This window comes from Sphingomonas phyllosphaerae (genome assembly GCA_036946405.1).
GTDB lineage: Bacteria > Pseudomonadota > Alphaproteobacteria > Sphingomonadales > Sphingomonadaceae > Sphingomonas > Sphingomonas phyllosphaerae_D.
The window spans coordinates 3,304,813-3,324,020 of sequence record JAQIJC010000001.1 but is presented as its reverse complement, the minus strand read 5'-3'; the positions used below and the strand labels follow the sequence as shown (position 1 = coordinate 3,324,020).

The following is a 19,208-nucleotide window of genomic DNA, read 5'->3' as shown; positions in this document are numbered from 1 at the left end:
GCGGGATCAGAAGAATTCGACGTCGCCGAGCGACGCGGGCGGGGGGGGCGGCGGGGCGGGACGCGGGCGGATCACCGGCGCCGCGATCGCCTGTTCGGTCACGACGCGGCACCGGGCGAGCCCCACCGCAGGGCGGAATTCGACCCGCCGCGCGCCGTTGCCGCCGACATCCTCGCCGACCAGCGGGATGCGCTCGTCGCGCAGGAACCGCCGCGCGAACGCGATGTTGTCGCCGCCGATGTCGCGAAAGCCGGTGCGCATCGTCGCGCCGCCGAAGATCCGCGCCTTGAGCCGCGACCGTGCCCCGCCCATCGCCAGCATGGCGTTGATGAGCACTTCCATCGCATAGACGCCGTAGCGCTGCATCGAGGCGGGATCGGAGGCATGGCCTTCCGCTAACAGGTAGTGGTTAATACCTCCTACCCTGGCGACCGGATCGTAAAAACATGCCGCGATACAGCTGCCAAGCACCGTGGTGAGCACCACGTCGGTTTCGTCGCTGACGCGCGTCTCGCCCTGCGCCACGGTGACCCGGCGCAGTCCGTCGCGGAGCGCGAGCCCCGTCATGCACGACACTCCTGAAGTAGCCGGGCGGCGATCCGGCGCAGCGGCATCTGTTGCACGACCGCGCCGATGCGATGCGCGACCGCGGGCATCCCGTAGACGACGCTGGACGATTCATCCTGCCCGATCGTCACGGACCCGGCCTGACGCATCGCCAGCATCCCCTCGGCACCGTCCGCGCCCATGCCGGTCAGGATCGCACCGACCGCATCGCCGCCGGCGATCCGCGCGACCGAGTGGAACAGCACGTCCACCGACGGCTGATGTCCGCTGGCCTTCGGGCCGGCGAGCAAGCGGCAGTAGCGGCGCGTCGCCGGGCCGGCGATCTCGAGATGCTGATCGCCGCCGGGCGCCAGATAGACCTTGCCGGGGCGCAGCACCGCGCCGGCGCGCGCTTCCTCGACGCTCGGTTTGCACAGCCGGTCGAGCCGCGCGGCGAAGCTGGCGGTGAAGCTGGGCGGCATGTGCTGCACGATCACGGTCGGCGGGCAATTGGCCGGGAAGCCGGACAGCAGCTCGATCAGCGCCTCGACGCCGCCGGTCGACGCACCGACCGCGATCATCGATTGATCGCGCGGAACGTAATCGGCCTGCGGCACGGGTTCCGCGGCGCGCGGCGCGGCCGCGGCGCTGCGTCCGCGCGACCCGGAGGCGGCGCGCACCAGCGCGGGCAGCCGGATCGCCTCTTCGGGGCGGCGCAGCGCCAGCTTGTCGAAACATTCGAACGCGCCGAGTTCAAGCGCGGCGATGCTGGCGTCGGCGCCTTCGGAGGTCAGCGTCGACAGCATGACGACCGGGGTCGGGCGCAGCCGCATCAGCCGTTCGAGGAAGTCGAGGCCGTTCATGCCCGGCATCTCGATATCGAGCGTCACCACGTCGGGATCGAGCTCCTTGATGCGCGCGCGCGCTTCCTCGGCGCTCGACGCGGTGCCGACGACCTGAATGTGCGGATCGCTGGCGAGCGTGCGCTGGATCAGCGCCTGCATGGTCAGCGAATCGTCGACGACAAGCGTTCGGACGCTCATGCGCGCACCTTCAGATAAGCGGTGCGGCCGACGCATTCGAACCGCGAGGCAATCTCGGGCGCGAGGCGCTCCGAATGGCCGATGTAGAGCATCCCCCCGGTCTCCAGATGATCGGCCAGCCGTGACTGCAGCTTGGCCTTCGTTGGTTCGTCGAAATAGATCATGACGTTGCGACAGCAGATCGCGTCGAAACGCCCCTTCATCGGCCACGCACCGAGCAGATTGAGCGGCCGGAACGAGATCGCCTCGCGAAGCGCCGGGTCGACCGTCAGCCGGTCGTCGACCCAGGTCGCGCGGAGCTTGGGCGGCACGGTGCGCAACGTGTCGGCGGAATAACGGCCGGCCCGCGCCGTCTCCAGCACGCTGGGCGACACGTCGGTGGCGAGCATCCGCAGATCGCCCTTCAGCAACCGTTGCGCCGCCGAACGATCATGACCGAGCGCGGCCATCAGCCAGGTATAGGGCTCCTCGCCGCTGGAGCAGGCCGCCGACCACAGCCGGACGCGCCCGCCATTGGCGAGCCGCTGCGACAGCGTCGGCCACAGCCGCTCGACGAAATCGTCGAAATGATGCGCCTCGCGAAAAAAGCTGGTGTGATTGGTGGTCAGCGCATCCAGCATCCGGTTGCGCTCTTCCTCGTCATTCTCGATCACCTTGAGATAGGCCGAGACGCTGGTCAGCCCGCAGGCGCGCACGCGCGGCGCGACGCGGCCATAGACGAGCTGCGACTTGCCGTCCGGCAACAGGATGCCGAGTGTGTCGTAGACGATCCGCGCGATCCGCTGGTGATCGGCGGGCGCGAAGTCGAACTCGCGCTTCGCCGCGGCGATCGGGAGTGCGGCGCTCACGCCGCGTGCGCCAGCTGCCCGCGCCGCGCGCGTTGCGAGGTGAGCGCATCGACGTCGATGATGAGCGCGACGCGCCCGTCGCCGAGGATCGTCGCACCGGCCAGCCCGTCGATCGCCTGATAATTGGCCTCGAGGCTCTTCACGACCACCTGTCGCTGATCCTGGATCGAGTCGACCAGCAGCGCGGCCTGACCCTGATCGCCTTCGACGACGATCAGCACCGCCTTTTCGGGATCGCGCTCGCCGCTGCCGATGCCGAGCTGTTCGGCGACCGGGTAGATCGGCACGTAGGAGCCGCGCACGTCGAGCACCGCGCCGTTGATGCCGATCGCCGTGACCGCGCGATCGGACGGGCGCAGGCTCTCGACGATGTGGCTGAGCGGGATGACGAACGTCTGGTCGCCGACCGTGACGATCATCCCGTCGACCACCGCCAGCGTGAGCGGCAGGCTGAGCGAGAAGCTCGATCCCGATCCGAAGCGCGAGTGGATGCCGATCCGCCCGCCGAGCGCCTGCACGTTCTTGCGCACCACGTCCATGCCGACGCCGCGCCCCGAGATGTTCGAGACGGTCGCCGCGGTCGAGAAGCCCGGCGCGAAGATCAGATTGTCGACTTCCTCATCGCTCAGCACCGCGTCGGGCAGGATGATCCCGCGCTCGACCGCCTTGGCGCGGACGCGCGTGCGATCGATCCCGCGGCCATCGTCGGCGACGGTGATGACGATGCGCCCCGAATGATGCGCGGCAGACAGCGTGACGACGCCGGTTTCGGGCTTGCCCGCCTTGATGCGCTCCTCGGTGGTTTCGAGACCGTGGTCGACCGCGTTACGGATCAGGTGGGTCAACGGCTCACCGATCCGCTCAACGACGGTCTTGTCGACCTCGGTCATCTCGCCTTCGATGTCGAGGCGGACGCGCTTGCCGGTTTCACCCTCCAGCTCGCGGATGATGCGCGGCACGCGGCTGAACACCGTCTTCATCGGCTGCGCGCGGATCGCCATCGTCGATTCCTGTAGCTCGCGCGTCAGGTGATCGAGATCGGTCAGCTCGGAGATGCCGGCCATGTCGTTCTCGCTCAGCCGCTGCGCAAGCATCGCCTGGGTGATGACGAGTTCGCCGACGAGGTTCACGAGCCGGTCGAGCTTGTCGAGATCGACGCGGATCGTCTGCGCCACCGGGGTCGGCGGCGCGGCCGGGGCGGCCGGGACCGGGCGCGCAGCGGGCGCGACGGCGGCAGGCGCGGGCGCCGGGGGTGGCGGCGCGACCACCGGCGGCGTCACGGCCACCGGCGTCGGGGCGACCGGCTCGGCCGGCTGCGGGGCGGGAGCGGGGGCCGGGTCCGGCGCGGCGGCGACGACGATCGTCGGCGGCGACACCGGCGGCAGCGCCGCGACGCGCTCGAGCGTCAGCGCGCAACCGTCGGTGAATTCGAAGACGCCACGGATGTCGTCTTCCTCGACCGTCGCGGGCACCGCGATCCGCCACGCCAGATACGACCATTCGGGGTCGAGGGTCGCGAGCGGCGGCAGCGCGTCGGCGTCGCACGACAGGACCTGCGCGCCCATCCGCAGCAACTCGCGGAGCAACAGCAGCGGCTCGCCGCCATTGTCGAGCGCGTTGGCGGGCGGGCGGAAGGTCAGCAGCCATCCGGGCGTGGTTCCTTCGCCGCCGTCAGCGGCGGGTGCCGCTGCGGCCGGGCCGCCGACGTCGTCGAGCATCGCCATCAGATCGTCGAAGTCGTCGCCGATGCCGGCCGGCGCGGTGTCGACGACCGTTCCGGTCGCCACCGGCTCGGCCGCGGGCGCCGCTTCACCGCTCGCCGCCGCGATCAGCCGCGCCAGCATCGCCGCATCGTCTGGCGCGTCGCCGCCGTCGCGTGCCGCGGCGACATGATCGGCGAGCATGTCGAACGCGGCGACGATCAGGTCGACCAGCGCCGGGGTCAGCGCCAGCGACTCGCTGCGCAACAGGTCGAGCAGCGTCTCATATTGGTGGGTATAGGCCTGAAGCCGCTCGTGCCCGAACGCGCCCGCGCCGCCCTTGATCGAGTGGACCGCGCGGAAGATGCCGTTGATCGTCTCGCCGTCATATTGCTGGTCGCGAAGCGCGGCGAAGGCGCTTTCCATGCCGGCCAGACCTTCTTCGCATTCCTGGAAGAAGATCTGCTGGATTGCATCGAGGTCCAAGGTCGGGCTCCTGCGCGAATAGGTCTTGAGGTCAGGCGGCGGTGAGGACGTCGAGCGCGGCGAGTTCGCCGGCCTCGACCATCGCGACGCTGGGGAAGGCGACCTGCCACGACAGCCCGCGCGACACCGCGGCGGCGCGCGCCGCGGCGAGCACCTGAAGGCACGCCTGTCCGATCTGGTCGACCGCGCCGGCATCGATCGCGATCGGCTCGGCAGCCTCGACCAGCTTTTGCAGCGACTGGCGCAGCGGGGCTGCCGCGGCGGTATCCAACCGGGAGCTGAGAACGATCGACATCGCGGACTTTCCTGTCAGATGACGCGGGTACGGCGCAGGCCGAAGCGATGTGCGATCACGGTCGTCCCTCCCGTCCCAAATAAAGGTCGGTCCCCCGCGCTTGATCCGCCGACGAGGAACCGTCAGCGGCCGATCTGCCCGATCTCTCCTAAGATGACGTTAAACGTGCCGGAGCGCGGCAAAGTAGCTGACAAGAGTTCGGCGGTTAATACGATCACAACCAATGACTTGCATGGCTGATCGTGGAACGGCGACGGTGCCGGCGGGGGTTCGTTTGTTGCAGTCGGTAAGGACGGTGATGCCGGAGGATCGATCGGGCGAATTGCTGCGCCAGTCGGCGGTGATGCGCGCGATCGGATCACCGTTCGTGGCCGAGGTGCTGGCCGCCGCCGCGCGGCAGCTGGCCTCTGCGCCGCTGACCCGCGCGCTGCTCGCGGATTGGCCGGGGGATCCGGCGGCGGCGGCGGTGGCGATGCGGTTGAACGCGGCGCTGCATGCGCTGGCGCGGCGAAATACGCCGCCGGTGCTCGGCGCATTGTATCGCGGCGCCCATCGCGATTTCGACGGTGCGGTGCGCGCGGCGTTGCTGGCGCATGACGCCTTCATCGCGCGCTGGCTGCGCGACATGCCGCAGACCAACGAAGTCGGGCGCGCCGGCGCGATCCTGGGCGCGTTGATGGAGGTGGTCGGGCGAGCGGCGCTACCCGTCGAATTGATCGAGCTGGGCTCCAGCGCCGGATTGAACCTCAACCTCGCACGCTATCGTTACGATCTGGGCGGCGTCGGCGCGGGACCGGCCGATTCGCCGGTGCGGATCGCGCCCGAGTGGCGCGGCGCGGCGGCACCCGATCGCGCGGTCGACGTCGTGGCGGCCGAGGGAGTCGACCTCGACCCGCTCGATCCGCATGATCCGGCGACCTGCGAGCGGTTGATGGCCTATGTCTTCGCCGACCAGCCGGCGCGCGCGGCGCGGCTTGCGGCGGCGTTGGCGGTCGCGCGGCAGCATCCGCCGCGGGTCGCCCGCGCCGACGCCACGACGTGGCTGGCGCACCGGCTGGCCGCGCCGCAGCCTGCAGGACGGTGGCGCGTGATCTTCCATTCGATGATGGCGCAATATGTCGACGCGGCGGCGCGCGCCTCGCTGGAGCGCTGCATCGCCGACGCGGGCGCACGGGCCGACGCCGATCGACCGCTGGCGCGGATCGCGTTCGAATGGGACGCGACGCGCAGCGCCGTTGAGCTGCGGCTCAGCTGCTGGCCGGGCGGCGACACCCGCGTGCTCGCGACCTGCCATCCCTATGGCGCGTGGATCGACTGGATCGGGTAAAAATCGCGCCTTTATCCATGTTTAACTAACTGGCGATAGACGCAGAACGTACATACAAGCCCGCGCGGCAGAAAGAACAGAGATGTTCAAGACTTTGAGCATACCGAGGAAGCTGGGTTTCTCCTTCCTCGTCATCAATGCCTCGGCGGCGATCATGATGGTCGTCTTCTTCGCCAATATCTGGATGATCCGATCGGCGACCGCGAGCAACAACCACAGCCAGGAGGTCTTCGCCAAGGCACTGACGCTCGAGACGTCGATCCTGCGCGAGAACAGCCAGTTGCGCGGCTATCTGGTGACGGCCGATCCGACGTATCTGAAGTCGTACAACGAAGCGCGGGCGGAATATGACCAGACGACGGTCGCGCTCGAACAGATGCTGACCAGCCCGGCGCAGCGTGCGCTGGTACTCACCTCGCGCGAACAGACCGCCAAATGGCGGCGCGACTGGAGCAACCGGCTGGTGGCGATGGTGAAGGCCGGGCAGCGCGAGGCCGCCGAACAGGCGGTGCGCGACGCCGGCAAGAAGGTGCTGACCAGCGCGATCGTGCTGCCGCTGCGCGACCTGCGCGATCAGGAAACCGCCGCCATCGACGAGAATGCCGCGGAGCAGGCGCAGGCGCTGACCACCGCGACAATCGCGCTGGTGCTGGGCGGGATCGCGCTGATCGGGATCGCGGTGCTGTTGCAGACCGCCTTGAGCCGTAGCATCGCGCGGCCGGTCAGCGCGCTGACCCGCCGCATGGCCGATCTCGCCGCGGGCAAGAGCGCGATCGACGTGCCGGATACGGCGCGCGGCGACGAACTGGGCGACATGGCGCGAGCGGTGCTGGTGTTCCGTGATGCCGCACAGGCCAAGCTGACCGCCGATCAGGAGCGTGAGCTGGCGATGCGCACGATCGGCGACGGATTGCACCGCCTGTCGGAGGCGGACCTGACCGTGCGGCTGGCGGCGCTGCCGGGTTCCTATGCGGTGCTGTCGAAGGATTTCAACGGCGCGGTCGGCAAGCTGTCCGACCTGACGTGCAACGTGCGGCGCAGCGTCGAGACGATCAAGCAGAACGCCGAGGAGATCAGCCAGTCGGCGCGCGATCTGTCGTCGCGCAGCGAGCAGCAGGCGGCGTCCTTGCGCGAGACCGCCGCGGCGATGGACGAGATCACCGGCACGGTGCGCGAGGGTGCGACCAACGCCGCCGACGCCAACAAGGCGATGGCCGAGGCGCGCAACGCCGCGCAGCAGGGCGGGGAGGTCGTCCGCAAGTCGGTGGCGGCGATGAACGGGATCGATCAGGCGAGCCGCGAGATCGCCGACATCATCAGCGTGATCGACGGCATCGCGTTCCAGACCAATCTGCTCGCGCTCAATGCGGGCGTCGAGGCGGCGCGCGCGGGCGAGGCAGGCAAGGGCTTCGCCGTCGTCGCCAGCGAGGTGCGCGCGCTGGCGCAGCGCTCCGCCGATGCCGCTGCCGATGTGAAGACGCGGATCATGTCAGCGATCCACCACGTCAAATCGGGGGTCGAACTGGTCGACGAGACCGGGCAGGCGCTGGAGCGGATCATTGATCGCGTCGGCAGCGTCAGCGACGTCATGGCGACGATCGCGCGCGCGTCGGACCATCAGGCCGAGAGCCTGGGGCAGGTCAATATCGCGATCAGCGAGATGGACGGGGTGACGCAGCAGAACGCCGCGATGGTCGAGGAATCGACGGCGGCCGCGAACCTGCTGGCGCGCGAGTCGGAACAACTGGCGGGGGCGGTGGCGATCTTCACGGTCGACGAACCGGCGGTGCGTTCGAAGCCGACGCCGGTGAATGCGCCGCGCGCGCGCCACATCACCGCACCGGCGCGTCCCGTCGCGCGCACGATCGGCAACACCGCGCTGAAGGCGAGCGAGGACGACTGGTCGGCGTTCTGAGGTCGGCTTCCTGCCCGGGGATCGCCCGTATGGCTTTTTCGGCCTTTCGTCATTGCGAGCGCAGCGAAGCAATTCAGGGCCGGATCAGGACGCCCTGGATTGCTTCGCTACGCTCGCAATGACGGATACCGGCCAGGGCGACGGCTTACGTTCATCACCCCGTGAACGCGCCGACCTCCGCCACCGTCAGATTGCCCGCCGGGATCGCCGTGGCGGCGAAGCGCAGGCGCAGGTAGCGCGCCTGTCGTACCGCGAAGGCCACCCGCTGCGTGGCGAGCGCATAGGCGATGTTGCCGAACTCGCCCGTCGCGGCGGGCACCCAGGTTTTGCCATCGGCACTGGTTTCAACGTCATAGCCGCGCGGCGGGGCGGTGTCCTTGGCGATGGTGCGCGACGGGGTCAGGCTGAAGCCGGCGAGTGGCAGAACGCGACCGAGATCGATCGTCACGCTCGCAGGATTACTCGCGGTCGGTGAGGGCACCGTCCAGCGGGTTTGCGCGTCGCCGTCGATCAGCTTTTCCGCGCCGGGTCCGCTGGCCGTGACGATCGACCAGCCGCGCTGCGGGATGATCGTCGGGTCGGACACCTTGGGCGGGGCGACCGGCACCGGCTCGACCTGCCGGAACAGCGAAATCTCGCTGATCGCGGGGCAGGCGGGCGCGTCGAGGATGCGCAGCCGCAGCCGGCGCGCCGACGATGGCTGGGGCAAGCGCACGATCCGCTGCGCGCTGATGCACTCATGTTCGGCGACGGTGCTCCATTGCCCGCCTTCCTCAAGGTCGATCGCGAACCTGGTCACGCGGACGCCGAGCGGGAGATATTCGCGCAGCCGGATCACGTCGAAGGTCCGGCCCGGCGGCAGGTCGAGCGTCAGCGTCGGCGTCTTGTCGCCATCCGGGGTCGACCAATAGGTGTCGCGTCGTCCGTCGAGCACCCGCGACGCGGCGAAGGCGCGCCCGCGCTCGGCGCTGGCGTGCGCGACCGCGCCTTGCGCCAGATCGCGGGCATAGGTCTGCGCCTGCGCCACACCGAAGCTCTTGAGCACCGCGACGTCATGATCGGCGATTCGACCGCGGCGGTCGGGCGGGATGTTGAGGTGCATGTTGGTGCCGCGCCCGACCGACTCGTCGAAATAGCGCAGCAGCCGCGCCGGGCTCTTCACCTTCGCATCCTCGTCCGCGTGGTAGAACCAGCCGGGGCGGATCGAGGTGTTGGTTTCGGCCGGCCACCAGAGCGGTGCGCCGCGCACGCCCGAATTGCCTTCCGACTGGACATAGGGATGCGCGGGCATCGTCGGCCAGCACGGGTCGCCCGCGACGCCGTCCTCGTTGCCGACCCAGCGGATGTCTGCGCCATAAGGGTCGAAGGTGCAGGCCATCGGCTGATGCTGGTGCACAAGTGCGATGATCGACGGCCAGTTGTAGTATTTCGGCGCGTCGATCTTCCGCGTCTCGCGCGCGCCGCCGTAATAGCCATCGCCGCCGTTCGCGCCGTCGAACCAAAATTCGAACAGCTCGCCATAGCGCGTGCAGAGTTCGACGACCTGCTTGCGGTAGTAATCGATGTATGCGGGGCGACCATATTCGGCGTGATTGCGATCCCACGGTGAGAGATAGAGGCCGAAGGCGAGCCCGGCGCGACGCGTCGCCTTTTCCATTTCGCCGACGATATCGCCCTTGCCACCCTTGTACGGGCTGTTGCGGATGCAATGTTCGGTCAGCAGCGTCGGCCACAGGCAGAAGCCGTCGTGATGTTTGGCGGTGAGGATGATCCCGCGCATCCCGCCCGCTTTGGCCGCGGCGACGATCTGGTCGGCGTCGAAGTCGGTGGGGTTGAAGAGCGTCGGGCTCTCGTCGCCATAACCCCATTCGCGATCGGTGAAGGTGTTGATCGAGAAATGGATGAAGGCATATTGCTCACGCATGTGCCACGCGGCCTGCCGCTTAGAGGGCGTTGCGCCCCACGGCTTCGGTGCGGCACCGCCCTGCGCGAGCGCAGGGAGCGCGGTGGTGGCGGCACCGGCGGCGATCAGCGCACGACGGGTGAGATCGGTCATCGGGGGCTCCTGAAGGAAACACGTTCCGCCCCGGCAGACGCCGGGGCCCAGTTGGGGGACGCCACCGCATCTCGCGAGCCGCCCGATACTGGACCCCGGCGTTCGCCGGGGTGGTAGAAATAGAGTGGGTGCGGGACGCTCACGCCGGGGTCCGCCCGAACGACGGCGGGCGGTCGGCCAGCGCACGCCCGAACGCCGGGTTCGGCGTCGCGCTCATCGTGAAGCGCAAGGTCCCGCCCTTCACCAGATCGGCGTGCGCGATCCAGCTTTTCGTCCACGGCCGGCCGTTCCACGTCACCGCGGTGACATAGGGCGTGGCGGCGGTGTTGCCCGGCGCCTCGACCACCAGCCGCTTGCCGCCGGGCAGGGCCAGCGTCGCGCGCTCGAACAGCGGCGAGCCGAACACATAGACCGCCTCGACCGGATCGACCGGGTAGAAGCCGAGCGACGACATCACGAACCACGCGCTCATCTGCCCGCAATCGTCGTTGCCGATCACGCCGTTCGGATCGTTCCGGTACATCTCGGTGAGCAGCCGGCGCACCATCCGCTGCGTCTTCCACGGCGCACCGACGAAGGCGTAGAGATAGGCGACATGCTGGTCGGGTTCGTTGCCGTGCGCATATTGGCCGACCAGCCCGCTGATGTCGGGCGGGGCGTTCTTGGGGAGCGTCGAGGGTGCGCTGAACAGTCCGTCGAGCTTGGCCTCGAACTTCGCATCGCCGCCCATGTGCGCGATCAGGCCGTAGACGTCGTGCTGGTTGAGGAAGGTCGCCTGCCAGCCGTTCGCCTCGGTATAGTCGCGCCACCACGGTTTGGGCATGTGGCCGAGCTGGATCGGGTCGTACTCCTTCCACCACGAACCATCCGCGAAGCGCGGGCGCGCGAAGCCGATCGAGGCATCGATGACGTTGCGCCAATTGCCCGAGCGCTTGAGCAGCCGGGCTGATTCTGCCTCCGCTCCCGCGACGCGCGCGAGCTTGGACGACGCCCAGTCGTCATAGGCATATTCCTGCGTGCGGCTGACGCTTTCGAACCATTTGTCGGCCGGGACATAGCCCTTGGCATCGTACAGGTCGCGCCCCTTGCTGTTGTCGAGGTCGGGCGCGCTGAAGTCGAACGAGCGTTTGGCGATCGCCGGCCAGGCGGCGGCATAATCGGCGGGGATGCCTTTGGCGTGCGCCTCGGCGAGCACCGACACGCCGTGCCAGCCCATCATCGTGCCGGTCTCGACTCCCTGCAGCGGCCAGATGAGCGGGCCATAGGGGCTTTGCTGCGTCTGGCGGATCAGGTCGTCGACCAGCGACCTGGCGCGTTCCGGCGCGACGATCGTCAGCAAGGGGTGGAGCGCGCGATAGGTGTCCCACAGCGAATAGGTCGAATAGGCGCGCTGCCCGGCGGCGACGGTGTGGACCTGCCGGTCGAGCCCGACGTAGCGGCCGTCGACATCCGAGAAGAGCGTCGGCGCGACCATCGTGTGATAGAGCGCGCTCGCCATGATCGTGCGCTGGTCGGCGGTGCCGCCCTCGACGGTAACCGCGGCCAGCGCCTCCGCCCAGCGGCGCGCGGCGGCGCGGCGGATGGTGTCGAAGTCGCCGCGCGATGCCTCGGCCTTCAGGTTCGCGCGCGCGCCCGCCACGTCGACCGCCGAGATGCCGCAGCGGATCACGATCGGTGCCGCGCCGGCATCGTCGTAGAACAGCACCGCCTTGACGCGCTTCGCCGCCACGGAGGTCGCGCCTTTCGGTTGTTCGACGTCATCGTCGCCGTAGAAGGCAACCCGATCCGGCTGGCGCGACAGCTGCATCGCGAAATGGATGCGGCGGCCCTTGGCCCAGCGATGGACGCGGCGGCTGCCGGTCAGCGTGCCGTCGGCGTCGAGCGTTAGGCTGCCGTCGTCGATCAGCGGCCCGCTGTCCCATTTGTCGAGGATCATGTGCGCCATGTCGATCAGGATGTGACCGGCGCCTTTCGGGAAGGTGTAGCGGTGCCAGCCGGTCCGCTCGGTGACGGTCAGCTCGGCGCGCACGCCACTTTCCAGCGCGACGCGGTAATAGCCGGGTTCGGCCTGTTCGTCCGAATAGCGTTGGCGGTAGCCCTGGTCGGGGTTCTCGATCGGGCCGGGCTGGAGCTGTACCGGTCCACGCGTCGGAACGACCAGCACGTCGAGCATGTCCCCGATCCCGGTGCCCGACAGATGCGTGTGGCTGAACCCCATGATCGAGCCATCGTCGTGATGGTAGCCGGAACAGGTGTCCCAGCGCGCGACGTCGGTGTCGGGGGAGAGCTGCACCATCCCGAACGGCAAGGTCGCGCCGGGATAGGTGTGGCCGTCGCCGCCGGTGCCGACGAACAGGTTCGGGGCGGCGCGTGTCGGTCGCGCGGCGAAAGCCGGGAGCGGGGTGACCGCGACGGTGGCGGTGGTCGCGAGCAGGGCGCGGCGGGTGAGCATCAAAGGGCTTCCTTGAGGATCGCAGGGTTGGTGCGCGCGAGCCGCACGATCAGTTCGCCGAACAGGCCGTTCGCCCAGGCGAACCAGTGGCGGGTCCATTTGGCGGGGTCGTTCATGTCGAAGGTTTCGTGCATGAAGCCGGTGCCCGCATCGGTGTCGCGCAGGGTCTTCAGGCAGGTGCGGATGACGCCTGCGTCGGTGGTGGAAAGCGCACGGACGATCAGCGACATCGGCCAGATCTGCCCCAGCCCGACGTGCGGGCCACCGATCCCTTCGCCCGCCGAACCGCGGAAGAAATAGGGGTTGGCCTCGCTCCACGCCGCCGCCTCGGTCCGCCGCCACAAGGCGTCGTCGCGCGCGACGCAGCCGAGATAGGAGAGTCCGGACAGCGACGGGACGTTCGCGTCGTCCATGAAGAGTGCGTTGCCGAAGCCGTCGACCTCATAGGCCCAGACCTCGCGGCCGTCGCGCAGCCGCATCGTGCCCCATTGCTTGAGCGCGGCCTCGACCTCGGCGGCAAGGGCGGTGGCGTCGCGGGCGAGCGCATCGTCGTGCGCGGCTTCGCTGGCGACGCGCGCCATCTCGCGCAGGGCGGTGACCGCGAACAGGTTGGACGGGATCAGGAACGGATATTGGCAGGCGTCGTCGGACGGGCGGAAGCCGGAGACGATCAGCCCCACCGGGCGCATCGGATTGCCCCAGCCCTCCAGCGGCATCGTCTCGGTGTTCCGGTTCGAGCCGCGCAGGAAGCTGTACGGGCCGCGCCCGTCCTTGCGCTGTTGCTCGCGGAAGGTGCGGACGCTCGCGCGTGCCGCCGCCGCCCAGGTGCTGTCGAACGGACGTGGGTCGCGGGTCGCCTGCCAGTACCCATGCGCGAGCCGCATCGGATAGCAGAGCGAGTCGATCTCCCATTTCCGCTCGGCGACACCGGGCTTCATGTCGGTCTGGTCCTTGAGCGACCACGACAGGTCGGTCTTCGCCGCCGGGTCCTGCATGAAGGCATTGGCATAGGGGTCGATCAGGATCGACCGCGCCTGTCGCGCGATCAGGCCGCGGAACAGCTCGCGCAGCTTCGGGTCGTCCTTGACCAGATGGAGGTACGGCGTGACCTGCGCCGAACTGTCACGCAACCACAAGGCGTTGATGTCGCCGGTGATGACGAAGGCGTCGGGCTGACCGTCGACCGTGCCCATCTTGACGGTGGTGTCGAGCGTGTTCGGATAGCAATTGCCGAACATCCAGCGCAGCTTCGGCTCGGCGATCTGGTTGGAGACGCGCGCGAGTTCGCGCTCGACCGCGGGGGAGGTGAAGCGGCGGTCGGTGCGCGCTGGGCGCTTGCTGGCGAAATCCGAGGGCGCGCCAAGGGCGGGTGTCGCGGCCAGCGCGGCGCTGCCGGCGAGGAAGTGGCGGCGGGTGGGGGTCATGCGGGGGTCCTTCGTGTCCCGGCGGAGGCCGGGACCCAGTTGCGGAACAGGCGTGGCGAAAGACTGTCCTCGATAACAAAGGCCTTCCCGACTGGGCCCCGGCCTTCGCCGGGGAACAGGGCGCGCGCGCTCACTTCGGCAGGTCCACGTCCGCCCCGGTCACGGCGAAGTCGGTCCATGCGCCCGCGGCACTCCCCGGCTGGCCGCCGCCGACCCACAGGCGGTACGCGCCGGGCAAGATGTGCCGCCGCCCGTCGCGCTCGACGACGCTCATCATGCGCGGATCGATCGTGAAGCGCGCAATCGCGCTCTTGCCGGCGCGCAGCGGTACGCGCTGGAAACCGACCAACTGGCGCTGCAGGACCGGCGCGGTGAAGCCGCCCCCGCCGACCTTCTGCGGAACAAGATACGCCTGCACCACTTCCTCGCCGTCGCGCCGACCGGCGTTGGTGACGCGCGCGGTGACGGTCAGCGGCTGTCCGCTCGTCACGCTGGTGGCAGCGGCCAAGCGATCATAGGCGTAGGACGTGTACGACAGACCGTGACCGAAACCCCATAAGGGCGTGCCGGTGAAATAGCGGTAGGTGCGCTCCTTCATCCCGTAATCGACGAAGGCGGGCAGGTCGGTGGTCGTCTTGTAGAAGGTGACCGGCAACCGGCCCGACGGGTTGGTCGCGCCGGTCAGCACGTCGGCGAGTGCGGTGCCGCCGGCCTCGCCCGGATACCAGAGCGCGAGCACCGCATCGGCCATGGTCGGGTCGACCGCCACCGCGCTGCCGCTTGCCAGCACCAGCACGATCGGCTTGCCGGTCGCTTTCAGCGCGGAGAGCAGGCGTTGCTGGGCGTAGGGCAGGGCAATGTCGCTGCGGTCGCCGCCGATGAAGCCGGGCACCTGCACCTGCAACGCCTCGCCCTCCAGATCGGGGGACAGGCCGCCGACCATCACCACGACGTCGGACGCCTGCGCCGCCTTGACCGCCTCGGCGACCAACGGCTCCTCGGGCGGGAGCCACAGCAGACGGAACGTCTCGTCCTGGCTGCTGTGGTCGAGCGTGAGGTCGAACGGCTGCGGCTGGCCGTCGCTGTCCCACGCGATCTCGACGCGGCCCCTGGCGATCGCGCCTTGATGAAGCACGCGCCCGCCGACCGACAGCGTCGCGGTGTCGTGCGTCTTGCAATCCTTCCAGCATTGCGCCTGATCGAGCACCAGCCGGTACGCGCCCGGCCCCGGCGGGGTCAGCGTACCGGTCCAGCGCGCGACATAGCCCTGCACCGGCAAGCCGGCGGCAGCGGGCACGCGGGTCAGGTCGAGGTCGATGTGGCGCTCGGCGCGCGTCAGCACCTCGCGTCCCGCGACGCTGTAGCTGGCGGTCAGGTCCTTGAGCGCGGTTTCCGGAAGCACGACGGGCGCGCCATCGGCGAGCACGGAGCCCTGCGCATAGGCGACATTCGCGAACCGCTGGCGCAAGCCGGCGAGGGGGGTGACCGGCTGAACCGCGGTGCCGTGGTAATTGCCCTGCAACACGCCGAGATCGTCGGCGTTCGCGCCGATCACCGCCAGCTTCGTGCTCGGGGCGAGCGGCAATCGCTGGCCGTTGTTCTGGAGCAGCACGATCGCCTTGCGCGCCGCTTCCAGCGCGAGCGCGCGGTTGCCGGGCGTGTTGATCGCGTCGGGCTTGATGCTCGCCCACGGGCTGGTCGCGCCGAACGCGATCCCGAGCCGCCGACGCGCATCGAGCGAGCGGTGGAGCGCGGTGTCGACTTCCGCCACGCTGACCAGTCCGCGCGCGACCGCTTGCGGCAGCGCCGAATAGGTGTTGCCGCAATTCAGGTCGTTGCCGCCCTTGACTGCCGCTGCCGCCGCCGCCGCGGCATCGAGCCGGAAATGGTGGAACATGTGGATGTTCGCGACCGCGTCACAATCCGAGACGGTGAAGCCCGTGAACCCCCAGTCGCGCCGCACGCGATCGTTGAGCAACGTGCCCGACGCGCAGGCGGGGGTGCCGTGGATCGAATTGTACGCGCACATCAGCGACTGCGCCTTGCCCTCGGTCACCGCCATGCGGAACGCGGGAAGATAGGTCGCCTCGAGATCCTGCGGGCTGGGATCGACGTCGAAGCCGTCGCGTCCGGCCTCGGGCCCGCTGTGCACCGCGAGATGCTTGGGCGTGGCGATCACCTTGGGGTGGAGCGGGTCCGGTCCCTGCAGGCCGGTGACGAACGCCACCCCCAGCTTGCCGGTGAGATAGGGGTCCTCGCCATAGGTTTCCTGCCCGCGGCCCCAGCGCGGATCGCGGAAGATGTTGATGTTGGGCGACCAGATCGTCAGCCCTTCGTAGATGCGGCGGTCGGCACCGACGGCGTGCGCGTTGAACTTGGCGCGCGCCTCGGTGGCAACGACGTCGCCGATGCGGTGGACCAGCGCGGTGTCCCAGGTCGCCGCCATGCCGATCGCCTGCGGGAAGACGGTCGCATGGCCGTTACGCGCGAGCCCGTGCAGCCCCTCGTTCCACCAGTCATAGGCGGGCAGCCCGGCCTTGGCGTCGGCGGGCGCGGTGCTTTGCAGCTGTGCGGCCTTCTCCTCGATCGTCATCGTCGCGATCGTCGCCGACACCGGGTCGGCGGCGGCGCTTGCCAACAGCAGCCAGATCATATGCGTTCTCCCCGCGAGCGCAGCGTCGGCGCGCGCGTCAATTGTACAAATGTCGGGTTTCGTTTCGTCAGTCGCGGCGTCGCCGACGGCGGCATGGCCAGCGACCGCATCAGCGGCGCTCGGTCAACTGGACGCTGGCGACCGCGTAATAGGGATCGCTGAGCGGCGAGGTGAACTGAAAACAGATGTCCTGATCTCCCGCCATCTTCGGCAGCGTGCCTTCGAAGGTGAAGCGTTGCGGCGCGCGCGCGGGATCGGGCAGCGGAAACGCGCCGATCGCGACAGGCCTGGCGGTCTTGTCGCCAGCGTCCTGCGCCTTGGTCGCGGCCACGCAGCCGAACTGGACCAGCAACTCGCCATAGGGTGACACCGCATGATGCTGTCGCGACTTCGCGCCGTCGTGGCCGAGCGCCCAGTTGCGCGCTAGCCGCACCACCTCGACCTTATACCCGCCCGCGACGTCCAGCGGCGCAGCCGGATAGACGGCGCAGGTGTTGAACAGATTGAGGTTGTACGCCGGGGACGCTTCGGTCGCATCGGGGGTCAGCGGCACGCGCAGCCCGAACGGCCCGGTCCCACACGGGGCCAGATCGTTGTTGCCGCGCAGCAGCAACGCGGTGCGTGACGTGTCGAAGGTGCGCATCGCGGCGGTCGGCCGCCCGGCTTGATCGAAGGCGGCCGCGCGCACCGTCACGCCGGGCGTCAGCGACAGCGGCGCACGATATAGGCGCGATCCGGCGCCTGGTGTGCTGCCATCGGTGGTATAGCGGATCGTGCCATAGCCCGCCTGCGTCGACAGTGTCAGCGGGACGCGGTTCGCGCGCAGGGCATCGCCGCGCGATCCGCCGACCGCGAAATCGACCGCGAAGGCGCTGTCGGCGACGGTGATGCCACCGCTCGCCCAGCGCGCCGACTGACGCTGCACGCGTGGCAGGAAGCCGGTGAGATCGCGCCGGTCCTTCGCCGACCAGGTGATCTCGGCGATCGCCGCCGCACGCGGGAACAGATGGAACTCCACTTCGGCCGGCGTGACCATATACTCGCTCCACGCATTGCCCTGCGCGCCGAGCACGTGATGCGCGCGGTCGGCAGGGATGCCGGCGGGCATCGGATCATAGGCGTAGACGTCGGCAAGCGAGCTGACGACATTCTGCCCCGGCACCTCGGTGGCCAGCCGGCTTTGCACGCGATCGAGGTAAAGCGGCGTGCCCGGCGACAGCACGACGTCATGCCCCAGATTGGCGGCGGCGACCGCGCCCTGCTCGCCGCGCCACGACATCACCGATGCCGATGCCGGCAGGCCGCCCTCTAGAATTTCGTCCCAGCCGATCAGGCGCCGGCCCTTGCCCTGCAGATAGGCGCCGAACTGCTCGATCATCCAGCTTTGCAGCGCGTCCTCGTCCTTGAGGCCCATCGCCTTGATCTGTGCCTGCACCACCGGGCTGCGCTGCCACTGGTCCTTGAGCGCCTCGTCCCCGCCGAGATGGATATAGGTGCCCGGGAAGACGTCGGTCAGCTCGTCGAGCACCTCCTTAACGAAGGCGATCCCCTTCGGCCCCGGATTGAACAGATAGGGTTCGATTCCCCAGCGATTGCCGACCGGCGGACGGTCGCCGAGGATGCCCAGCTCGGGATAGGTCGCGACCAAGGCGGTGGCATGCCCGGGCAAGTCGATCTCGGGCACGATCGTGATCGCGCGCTCGCCGGCATAGCCGACCAGCGCGCGCAACTCGTCTTGCGTATAGAAACCGCCGACACGCGTCGTTGGGGCGGCGCCGCCGGTCGCGGGCGGGGTGCGCCACGCACCAATTTCGGTCAGCTTCGGATAGCGCTTCACCTCGAAGCGCCAGCCCTGATCGTCGGTCAGGTGGAGGTGGAGCGTGTTGAGTTTCACGGCCGCCATCTGGTCGACGATGCGGCGCAGGTCGGCCATCGGCAGGAAGTGCCGCGCCGGGTCGATCATCAACCCGCGCCAGCCGAACCGCGGCGCATCGTCGATCGTCACCGCCTTGACGCGCACCGGCTGGCTGACACGCGCATCGGGGCTGAGCAGCTGCACCAGCGTCATCGCGCCATGCACGAACCCTGCGGGCGTCGCGGCGCGGATGCGGATCCCCTCACGCGTCGCGATCAGGCGATAGGCTTCCGCGCCCGTGATGCCGGCATCCTGTTCGAAGCGGATCCGTGCCGGGCCATCGGCGACGGCGAGGCGCAGCCCGCGCGTGGCGCGGACATGCTCGACCAGCAGCCGGGCCGCGGCACCGGCGGCGGCGGGCGCACTGACGGTCGTGCCATCCGCGATCGTCACGCTTCCCGATCCGGGCACCATCGATTGCGGCAGCGGCAACAACGATTGCGCAACGCCGGGCGTCGCGAGGCAAGTCATTGAAATGGCCGCAATGGCGGTCACGCAGAGACGGCGCATCGCTGCTCCTTGGTTCTGTTTTGGTATTTAGGGCATCA

12 protein-coding genes are annotated in these 19,208 nt (G+C 69.1%); 2 read left to right on the top strand and 10 right to left on the bottom strand.

The features are described from left to right. Positions 1-6: 6 nt before the first annotated feature. From PGN12_15490 to PGN12_15470, 5 genes are read right to left on the bottom strand one after another with little or no spacing between them, the layout of a single operon-like run. The gene (locus PGN12_15490; protein ID MEH3105289.1) at positions 7-567 is read right to left on the bottom strand and encodes a chemotaxis protein CheD; all 561 of its coding nucleotides are present in this window, start codon (positions 565-567) and stop codon (positions 7-9) included. Next, positions 564-1,589, bottom strand: coding sequence for a chemotaxis response regulator protein-glutamate methylesterase (locus PGN12_15485; GenBank protein ID MEH3105288.1), 1,026 nt, complete (start codon positions 1,587-1,589; stop codon positions 564-566). Before PGN12_15485 ends, PGN12_15490 begins: the two co-directional genes overlap by 4 nt. Then, positions 1,586-2,437, bottom strand: a complete 852-nt coding sequence (locus tag PGN12_15480) for a protein-glutamate O-methyltransferase CheR (protein MEH3105287.1) — start codon at positions 2,435-2,437, stop codon at positions 1,586-1,588. Before PGN12_15480 ends, PGN12_15485 begins: the two co-directional genes overlap by 4 nt. Further along, on the bottom strand, positions 2,434-4,623 hold the full coding sequence (locus PGN12_15475) for a chemotaxis protein CheA (GenBank protein MEH3105286.1): 2,190 nt from the start codon (positions 4,621-4,623) through the stop codon (positions 2,434-2,436). Before PGN12_15475 ends, PGN12_15480 begins: the two co-directional genes overlap by 4 nt. 31 nt (positions 4,624-4,654) lie before the next feature. Then, positions 4,655-4,918 (bottom strand): STAS domain-containing protein, encoded by a 264-nt coding sequence (locus tag PGN12_15470; GenBank protein ID MEH3105285.1) that lies wholly within the window; start codon positions 4,916-4,918, stop codon positions 4,655-4,657. 232 nt (positions 4,919-5,150) lie between these two features. On the opposite strand from PGN12_15470, the gene PGN12_15465 reads away from it, so the two are divergent. Both PGN12_15465 and PGN12_15460 read left to right on the top strand, forming a co-directional pair. Then, positions 5,151-6,245, top strand: a complete 1,095-nt coding sequence (locus PGN12_15465) for a DUF2332 family protein (protein ID MEH3105284.1) — start codon at positions 5,151-5,153, stop codon at positions 6,243-6,245. 82 nt (positions 6,246-6,327) lie between these two features. Then, complete coding sequence (locus tag PGN12_15460; GenBank protein ID MEH3105283.1) at positions 6,328-8,160, top strand: methyl-accepting chemotaxis protein; 1,833 nt, start codon at positions 6,328-6,330, stop codon at positions 8,158-8,160. 154 nt (positions 8,161-8,314) lie between these two features. Here PGN12_15460 and PGN12_15455 read toward each other — a convergent pair whose 3' ends face one another. The 5 genes from PGN12_15455 to PGN12_15435 form a co-directional block, all read right to left on the bottom strand. Then, positions 8,315-10,216 (bottom strand): alpha-L-fucosidase, encoded by a 1,902-nt coding sequence (locus PGN12_15455; GenBank protein ID MEH3105282.1) that lies wholly within the window; start codon positions 10,214-10,216, stop codon positions 8,315-8,317. A 139-nt stretch (positions 10,217-10,355) separates the two neighbouring features. After that, positions 10,356-12,668, bottom strand: coding sequence for a GH92 family glycosyl hydrolase (locus PGN12_15450; protein MEH3105281.1), 2,313 nt, complete (start codon positions 12,666-12,668; stop codon positions 10,356-10,358). Then, on the bottom strand, positions 12,668-14,092 hold the full coding sequence (locus PGN12_15445; protein ID MEH3105280.1) for a glycoside hydrolase family 125 protein: 1,425 nt from the start codon (positions 14,090-14,092) through the stop codon (positions 12,668-12,670). Before PGN12_15445 ends, PGN12_15450 begins: the two co-directional genes overlap by 1 nt. 130 nt (positions 14,093-14,222) lie before the next feature. Then, positions 14,223-16,745, bottom strand: coding sequence for a glycoside hydrolase family 3 C-terminal domain-containing protein (locus PGN12_15440; GenBank protein MEH3105279.1), 2,523 nt, complete (start codon positions 16,743-16,745; stop codon positions 14,223-14,225). A gap of 109 nt (positions 16,746-16,854) precedes the next feature. Then, a complete protein-coding gene (locus PGN12_15435; GenBank protein MEH3105278.1) occupies positions 16,855-19,170 on the bottom strand; it encodes a family 20 glycosylhydrolase in 2,316 nt (771 codons plus the stop codon). Between the last annotated feature and the right edge of the window lie 38 nt (positions 19,171-19,208).